Here is a 1,213-nt window from a genome sequence, read left to right as displayed (position 1 = left end):
GTATTGACACGCACACTGTAACGTTTCATATAAGTATCCGGGAAAACCCCTTCTTGGTCTGTGTAATTTAAAGAAGCCAATGCTCTAAGTTTCTCTGTTCCTCCACTCAATGTTAAATTATGCATGTGTTGTATTGCCGGTTCTTTATAAGTAATAGCCTGCCAATCGGTATTCGGATAATTATAAGGATCCTGATTCATCTTCGCCTTATAATTCGCAATATAATCTTCACCATATATTACTCCGCCTGCCGCACCCGTATTCATATTACGGGTATCATTAGAATTAGCTAAGTCATACAGTTCCATATAATCAATAGCTCCCAAAAATTTAGGCTGTTCCGTCATCTTTTGCAACCCGACATTACTATTAAAACTAATTCTGAGTTTACCCTCCTCCGCACGTTTGGTAGTTATTAATACCACACCGTTTGCAGCACGTGAGCCGTAAATTGCGGCAGAAGATGCATCTTTCAAAATTGAAATACTCTCAATATCTTGCGGGTTGACGGCATTTACAGAACTGGCAACACCATCAATAAGCACCAGAGGATTGCTATTATTGAGTGTTCCGATACCACGAATCATAATAGATTCATCCTCCTTACCCGGCTGTCCGGAAGTTGAAGTCACCGTTACTCCGGATGCCATTCCTTGAAGTGCAGACATCGTATTCATAACAGGGCGTTTTGCTAAATCCTTACCGCTAACCGCTTCAACGGAACCTGTCAAATTGACTTTCTTTTGAGTACCATAACCTACCACTACCACCTCATCCACCAAATGCGAGTCTTCTTTCAATGTAATAGTCAGTCCAGTGCGGTTACCCACCTGAATCTTTTCCGTCACATAGCCAATGTAAGATACCTGCAGAACCGCACCAGAAGATGCTTTCACAGAAAACTTTCCGTCCAAATCCGTAATTGTACCTACTGTTGTGCCCTGTACCTTTACACTGGCACCAATTATAGGTTCTCCATTTACATCCTTCACAATTCCTGTAATCATCCCTTGCTGAGCATAAGTGTTCTGTATCACAAATACCTGAACGATAATCAGCAAGATCCATAGATAGTAATTCTTTTTCATGTTATTAAAATAATGGTTAATGCAAACTTTTATTTATCACTTTATTCTTATTCTATATTAATCTGAAAGATTGCAGCAGGAACATTTTGCATAGGCCGTTCCACTTCCAGTTTAATAAAGTTGGT

1 protein-coding gene is annotated in these 1,213 nt (G+C 39.8%); it reads right to left on the bottom strand.

The genetic code is table 11. The features are described 5' to 3' along the window. Positions 1 to 1,088: SusC/RagA family TonB-linked outer membrane protein (locus tag AB5935_RS27015; RefSeq protein ID WP_368327979.1), on the bottom strand; the 1,088-nt coding region annotated here is incomplete at its 3' end. Positions 1,089 to 1,213 lie beyond the last annotated feature (125 nt).

This window comes from Phocaeicola sp. RTP21198st1_B8_RTP21198_201120, assembly GCF_040929485.1.
Classification (GTDB): Bacteria; Bacteroidota; Bacteroidia; order Bacteroidales; family Bacteroidaceae; genus Phocaeicola; species Phocaeicola dorei.
The sequence above is the reverse complement of the archived record's forward strand: the minus strand, read 5'-3'. Positions and strand labels throughout refer to the sequence as shown.